5 protein-coding genes and 1 pseudogene are annotated in these 6644 nt (G+C 70.8%); all 6 read left to right on the top strand.

What is annotated here, in order from left to right; translation table 11 throughout:
• Window positions 1-40 precede the first annotated feature (40 nt).
• Window positions 41-2908, top strand: a pseudogene (gene dnaE, locus VFS34_16250) (DNA polymerase III subunit alpha).
• Window positions 2895-4127: a hypothetical protein gene (locus tag VFS34_16245; protein ID HET9796004.1), complete on the top strand. Its 1233-nt coding sequence runs from the start codon at window positions 2895-2897 to the stop codon at window positions 4125-4127. The pseudogene dnaE and the gene VFS34_16245 overlap by 14 nt, the downstream one beginning before the upstream one ends.
• On the top strand, window positions 4124-4819 hold the full coding sequence (locus VFS34_16240; GenBank protein HET9796003.1) for a hypothetical protein: 696 nt from the start codon (window positions 4124-4126) through the stop codon (window positions 4817-4819). The genes VFS34_16245 and VFS34_16240 overlap by 4 nt, the downstream gene beginning before the upstream one ends.
• Window positions 4816-5364: an RsmD family RNA methyltransferase gene (locus VFS34_16235; protein ID HET9796002.1), complete on the top strand. Its 549-nt coding sequence runs from the start codon at window positions 4816-4818 to the stop codon at window positions 5362-5364. The genes VFS34_16240 and VFS34_16235 overlap by 4 nt, the downstream gene beginning before the upstream one ends.
• Window positions 5361-6380, top strand: a complete 1020-nt coding sequence (locus tag VFS34_16230) for a glycosyltransferase family 4 protein (GenBank protein ID HET9796001.1) — start codon at window positions 5361-5363, stop codon at window positions 6378-6380. Before VFS34_16235 ends, VFS34_16230 begins: the two co-directional genes overlap by 4 nt.
• The coding region (locus tag VFS34_16225) for a response regulator (GenBank protein ID HET9796000.1) at window positions 6377-6644 on the top strand (268 nt) is incomplete at its 3' end. The genes VFS34_16230 and VFS34_16225, both read left to right, overlap by 4 nt.

Genomic DNA, 6644 nt, shown 5'->3' with positions numbered 1-6644 from the left:
GGAGCTCCTCCGTCTCTCCTCGGAGACGGGGGCGCCGGCGGTGGCGACCAACGACAGCCACTACCTGCGGCGCGACGACGCCTTCCCGCACGAGGTGCTGCTCTGCATCGGCATGGGCAAGACGCTCGAGGACGAGCGCCGGATGCGCTTCTACAACGACGAGTTCTACGTCAAGGACGGCGACGAAATGAAGGAGAGGTTCGCCGCGTGGAGCGCCGAGGCGGTGACCAACGCCGGCGCCGTCGCGGCCCGCTGTTCGGTGGAGCTCAAGTCCGAGGGCCTCCTCCTCCCGCGCTTCGAGGCGCCGCCCGGCCGCACGGCGGCCGAGTACTTCCGCGATCTCGCCCGGGAAGGGCTCGACCGGCGGCTGTCGGAGATGGCGCCGCATTTCGCGTCGGGCGCGATCAAGCGGGCCCCCGAGGCGTATCGCGCGCGCCTCGACTACGAGATGGACGTCATCGAGAAGATGGGATTCCCCTCCTACTTCCTCATCGTCTCCGATTTCATCCGGCACGCACGGGAAACGGGCGTCGCCGTGGGACCCGGGCGCGGGAGCGCCGCCGGTTCGATCGTCTCGTGGTCGTTGCGCATCACGGAGATCGATCCGCTCCGCTACGACCTGCTCTTCGAACGCTTCCTGAACCCGCAGCGGATCTCGATGCCGGACATCGACATCGATTTCTGCCAGGCGCGCCGCGGGGAGGTCATCGAGTACGTGACCGCGAAGTACGGGCGCGAGAACGTCGCGCAGATCGTGACGTTCTCGCAGCTGAAGCCGAAAGCGGCCGTGCGCGACGTGACCCGCGTGCTCGGCTTCCCGGTCTCGCTCGGCGACAAGATCTCGAAGGCGATCCCCGTCGGCCCCGACGTCACCTTCGACTCCGCGATGAAGGACTCGAACGACCTGAAGGCGCTGGTCAAGACCGACGAGAGCGCGAAGAAGGTCGTCCAGATCGCGGCGCGGCTCGAAGGCCTTTCCCGCCACGCCGGGATGCACGCCGCGGGCGTCGTCATCGCGCCCCGTCCGATCACGGAATAGCTGCCTCTCTACCGGACCGCCGACGACCAGATCACGACGCAGTTCGACATGACCGTGATCGAGAAGATGGGCCTCCTGAAAATCGACTTCCTGGGGCTGATCACGCTCGACATCCTCATCGAAACGGTCGCGTCGGTGCGGAAGTCGGAAGGAGTCGAAATCGACCTCGAGCACCTGCCGCTCGACGACGTGAAGACGTACGAGCTGTTCCGGGAGGGGAAGACCGGCTGCGTCTTCCAGTTCGACTCCTCGGGAATGCGGGACCTCCTGCGGCGCGCCCGGCCCGCGGTGTTTTCCGATCTCGCCGCGTTGAACGCCCTCTACCGTCCCGGCGCCCTCGACGCGGGAACCGTCGAGGACTACGTGCGGCGGCGCAACGGGACCGCGAAGATCACGTACCCGCTGCCGGAGCTGAAGGACATCCTGGAGGACACGCTCGGCATCCTCGTCTACCAGGAGCAGGTGATGCTGATCGCCCAGCGCGTCGCCGGGTTTTCCCTCGCGGAGGCGGACCTCCTCCGGAAGGCGATCGGGAAGAAGAAGAAGGAGGTCATGCAGGCCGAGGCGGAGAAGTTCATCCGCCGGGCCGTCGAGGCGAAGACCCCGAAGAAGAAGGCGGAGGAGATCTGGTCGCTCATCGAGCCCTTCGCCCGCTACGGCTTCAACAAATCGCATGCCGTCGCCTACGCGCTGCTCGCCTACCAGACGGCGTATCTGAAGGCGCACTGGCCCGTCCATTTCATGGCGGCGTGCCTCACGTCCTCGATCGGGTCGACCGACGAGATCGTCCGGGTGATGGGAGAGTGCGCGATCGCCGGTGTTCCGGTCCGCCCGCCCCACATCAACGAGTCGGAGCGCACCTTCGCCGCCACGGGCGACGCGATCCGATTCGGCCTGGCCGCCGTCCGGGGGGTCGGCGATTCCGCCGCGCAGGCGATTCTCGACGAACGACGCCTGCGCCCGTTCGCGTCCTTCACCGACTTCCTGATGCGCGTCGACTCGAAGCTCGTCAATCGCCGGGCGGTCGAGGCGCTCGTCCACGCCGGCGCGTTCGACGGGCTCGGCCGGAACCGACGTTCGCTCGTGGAGGCCTACGAGGACGTCTCCGCGAGCGCCGCCCGCCAGCGGCTCGACCGGGAGAGCGGCCAGTCGGACCTGTTCGGGGGAGCCGTCGAGGCCGGTCCGCCCGCCGACGCGTTTCCGGAAGGAGCGCCCTACGCCCTCGAAGAGCTCCTCTCCCGGGAGAAGGAATCTCTCGGTTTCTACGTCACCGGACACCCGCTCGCGAAGTTCTCCGAAGAGGTCGAGCGGTTCGCCGAGGCGAAGGTGGAGCGGCTCGCGGACTGGACCGACAAGTCCGTCAAGGTCGCGGGCGTGATCACCGGGCTGAAGAAGCAGAAGATCAAGAAGGGCGTCAACGCGGGGAAGTTCATGGCGAAATTCCTCCTCGAGGACACGACCGGAACGGTGCCGGTCGCGGTCTTCTCGGCGCTCTTCGAGAGATCGGGGAACCTCCTCGAGGACGACCGGCCGGTGCTCCTCTCCGCCATCGTGCGGGAGGGGGGCGGGTCGATCGAGCTGAACGCCCAGGAGATCGCTCCGCTCGCGGGGCTGAAGGACCGGCGCGCCCGCGCCCTGGAGATCCGGCTCGACCTCACCCTCGCCGACGAGAACGTGCTCTCGCGCGTTCACGAAAAGCTCCGCGCACACCCGGGCCCCGTTCCGGTCTCGCTTCGCCTCGTGCGGCCGGGCGAGTTCGAGGCGACCGTGAAGACGAACGGGACGCTGTCGGTGGCTCCCTCGCCGATGCTGACCGAGGAGATCCGGCTGCTGGCGGGCGACCGGGCGGTCCGGTATGTCTACGACTGACCCGCTCCGGGCGGCCGAGACTTCGATTCGCGCGCTCGCGGAGCGGGAGGGGACGGCCGCGTTCCTCGTCGGCGGAACGGTGCGCGACCGGCTGCGCCGCCGCCGCCCCCGCGATCTCGACGTGGCGATCGAAGGGGACGCGATCGCCTTCGCCCGCGCGTGGGGACGCGCCCGGGGTATCGCGATCGAATCCTCCGACGCGTTCGGCACCGCCTCGGCCCGGATCGGCGGCGGACCTCGCGCGCGGCGCGTCGATTTTTCCTCGACCCGGGGAGAACGCTATCCGCACCCGGGCGCGCTGCCGGAGGTCTTTCCCGCCGGGATCGAGGAGGACCTGCGGCGGCGGGATTTCACCGTCAACGCGATGGCGATCCCGCTCACCGGACCCGCTCGGGGGGCGGTTCTCGATCCTCACGGAGGGCGCGAGGACCTGCGGCGCGGCGTCGTCCGGATGCTCCACGCGCGCTCCCCGCACGACGATCCCACGCGCGCCTGCCGGGCCGTCCGGTTCGCGCTCCGCTTCGGCTTTCGCATCGGCGCCGAAACGCGCCGGTGGATCGCCGAGGCGATCTCCGCCGGATCGTTCTCCGCCGTGAGCGGGGACCGCCTGCGCCGGGAGCTGAAGCTGCTCTTTTCGGAGCAGCCCCCCGCCCGCGCCGCTTCCGGTCTCGCCCGGCTGGGTCTCGATCGGGCGATCGATCCGGGGCTGGCCGCGACGGCGGCGGCCCGACGGCGGCTCCGGCGCCTCGAGGAAATCTCGCGCGGCGCTTCCGATGAGACGCGCTTCCTGGCGGCGCTGCTCGCGTGGGGGCTCGACCTTCCGGGCGAGGACCGCCGGCGCGTCGCGGTTCGGCTGGGGCTCGCGGGAGAAGCCGGGAGCATTTACGTGCGGGCGGCCGCCGATCTCGCCGACCTGAAGACCCGCCTTTCCGGGGGCTCGGCCGAATCGGAAATCGCGGCGTTCGCGCGAGGACTCGGGGAAGCGGAAGCGCTCGCGCTCGAAAGCGCGCTCGGGCCGCGGCAGGCCGCCCGTTTCCGGAGCGCCCGAAGGAAGGCTTCCCGGGTCCGTCTCGCGATCCGGGGGGAGGACCTCAAGCGTTCCGGAATGGCCCCCGGGCCCGCGATCGGCCGCGCGCTGGAGCGGACGTGGCGGGCGCGCGTCGACGGGCGCATCCGCCCCGCCGACGAGCTCGCGTTCGCGCTGCGGGAGGCGGAGTGAAGCGGGTCCTTCTCGCCGCCGCGGCCGCGGGGATGGCGGCGGCCCTCGCCGCGGCGGACGGCCCGGCTCCCGTCGTCGAAACCACGACGACCGAGACCGCCGACGCCCGCGTCGCGCCGCCCGCGGAAGGAGGCCCGACCTACGTCGCCGAATGGGTCGTCCGCACGGGCTCCGCGATGCAACGCGTGACGCTCTTCTCCGACGGCGTGCTCGTGCGGAAGTCGACGGCCGACGGAAAGACCGAGATGAAGAAGCGCAAGCTCGCTCCCGCGGAGCTCCAGTCGTACGTCGCCGTTTTCCGGGCGCCCGGAGTGGAGGACGCCTCGGGGACGTTCGAAAGCGGAATGAGCGGCGACGAGCTTCCCCATTCGGTGATCACCGTGACGAAGGCCGACGGGCACGCCTGGACGATCTCTTTCGACGGCCTCTCCGCGCTCTCTCCCGAAGCGCAACGGGTCCGATCGGTGATGCAGGACCTGAGGGATTCGTTCGGGCAGCCGCGGGCGGCCGCCGGCGACTTTCCGCCGGACAAGCTCGTCCCGGGACGGATCCTCCGCCGCCGAGACGGCGTCGAATTCCGGATCGTCCGGTTCGACGAGCACGCGGGAGTCGTGGAGCTGAAGGGCCTCGACGAGCCGTATTCGCAGTTCTACAAGCTCGACCGGCTGGCCGCGAGCTTCCTCCCTCCGTGACCGGCGCGCTCCGGGTCATCGGAGGCGCCTGGAAGAGCCGGCGTCTCGCGGTCGCGCCCGGGTCCCGGCCGACCTCCGGGCGGGCGCGGGAAGCCCTTTTCGACATTTTCGGGGAACGGGTGCGGGGATGGCGCGTTCTCGAGCTCTACGCGGGATCGGCGGCCGTCGCCCTCGAGGCGCTCTCGCGGGGAGCGGGGTCCGCCGCCGTCGTGGATCGCCATCCCGCCGCGGCCGAAGCGAATGCCCGGACGCTCGGGGCGCCTCTCGAGGTGATCGGCGGCGACGCGCCCGCCGCCGTTCGACGCCTGGCGGCGGCCGGCCGGCAGTTCGATCTGGTCTTCCTGGATCCGCCCTACGGCTCTCCCTCGATTTCGCCCGCCGAAGTCGCGGCCGTCGCCGCCGAGGACGGCGCGATCGTCTGGCAGACGGACGCCGGCGAGGAGCCTTCGCCGCCTCCGGGGTGGGGAACGGAACGGGTCGCGCGATACGGACGGAACGTCTTCACGTTTCTCCGGCGCGAACCGCGGCCGTTCCGGCGCGAATGACGTCCCGCGCCCTCTTCTGGGTTCACGACCCCGAAGCCCCGTCGTTTCGGCACCGTCTCGCCGCGCACCTCCCCGCCCTCGCGAGCGCGGGGATCGCCGGCGAGGTCGAGCGGTTTCCCCGCCGCCGCTACCTCCTGCGGGTGCTGGAACGGATGCGGCGTCTTCGCGCGTTCGATCTCCTCGTCATCGCGAAATTCAAGCTGGAGTCGGGAGAGCGCAATCTCGTCCGGCAAGCGGCCCGCCGGATCGTCTACGACTTCGACGACGCGATCTACTACGGGAAGCCCGACCGGCCGGGGGAGGAGCCCGACCGGTCTCCGCGCCGAGTCCGGAAGTTCCGCGCGACCTGCGCGGTCGCGGATCTCGTGACCGCGGGCAACGCCACTCTCGCCGCGGCCGCGCGCGCCGCCGCCCGCCGGGTCGAGGTGGTTCCGACCGGAATCGATCTCTCGCCGTACCCGCCGCCCGCGGGAGATCCCCGCGGCGGCTTCCGGATCGCCTGGATCGGTCTCCCGGGGAATCTGCCCTACCTCGAGATCGTCGCGGGCGCGCTCGCCCGCCTCGCCGCGCGGCATCCGGCGCTCCGCCTCGTCGTCGTCTCCGAGCGGCCGCCCGCGCGTTTTCCGGCGCCGGTCGAATTCGTCCGCTGGTCGAAGGAAGGCGAGGCGGCCGCGCTCTCGGACTGCGACGTCGGCATCATGCCGCTCGAGGACGACGACTGGACCCGGGGGAAGGGCGGGTTCAAGCTGCTCCAGTACATGGCCGCGGGGCTTCCGACGGTCGCATCCCCGGTCGGCGTGAATCGCGAGATCGTGGTCGAGGGAGAGACCGGATTCCTCGCGGGCTCGGCAGAGGAGTGGGAGCTCTCGCTCGACCGGCTGCTCGGCGACGCCCTCCTCCGACGCCGCATGGGGCTCGCCGGCCGCCGGCGCGTCGAGGAGAATTACGCGATGACGATCGTTTCGCGCCACGTGGTCGAGCTCTACCGGGGGCTCCTCGAAGAGGGGCGGGCATGACGCCCGCGACGATCCTCGTCGCGGAAGACGACGCGAAGACCGCGGGACTCCTGCGCCTCTACCTGCAGAACGCGGGGTACCGCGTCGTCGTCGCGACGCGCGGGGACGAGGCCCTTCGCGTCCTTCGGAGCGAGCCTCCCGATCTCGTCCTCCTCGACCGGATGCTCCCGGGCGTGAGCGGGGACGCCGTCTGCCGCGCGGTTCGCGCCGAAGGAGACGCTCCGGTGATCTTCGTCACGGCGCGCGCCGAAGAGGAGGATCGCC

Source organism: Thermoanaerobaculia bacterium (assembly GCA_035717485.1).
Lineage (GTDB): Bacteria > Acidobacteriota > Thermoanaerobaculia > UBA5066 > DATFVB01 > DATFVB01.
The sequence above is the reverse complement of the archived record's forward strand: the minus strand, read 5'-3'. Positions and strand labels throughout refer to the sequence as shown.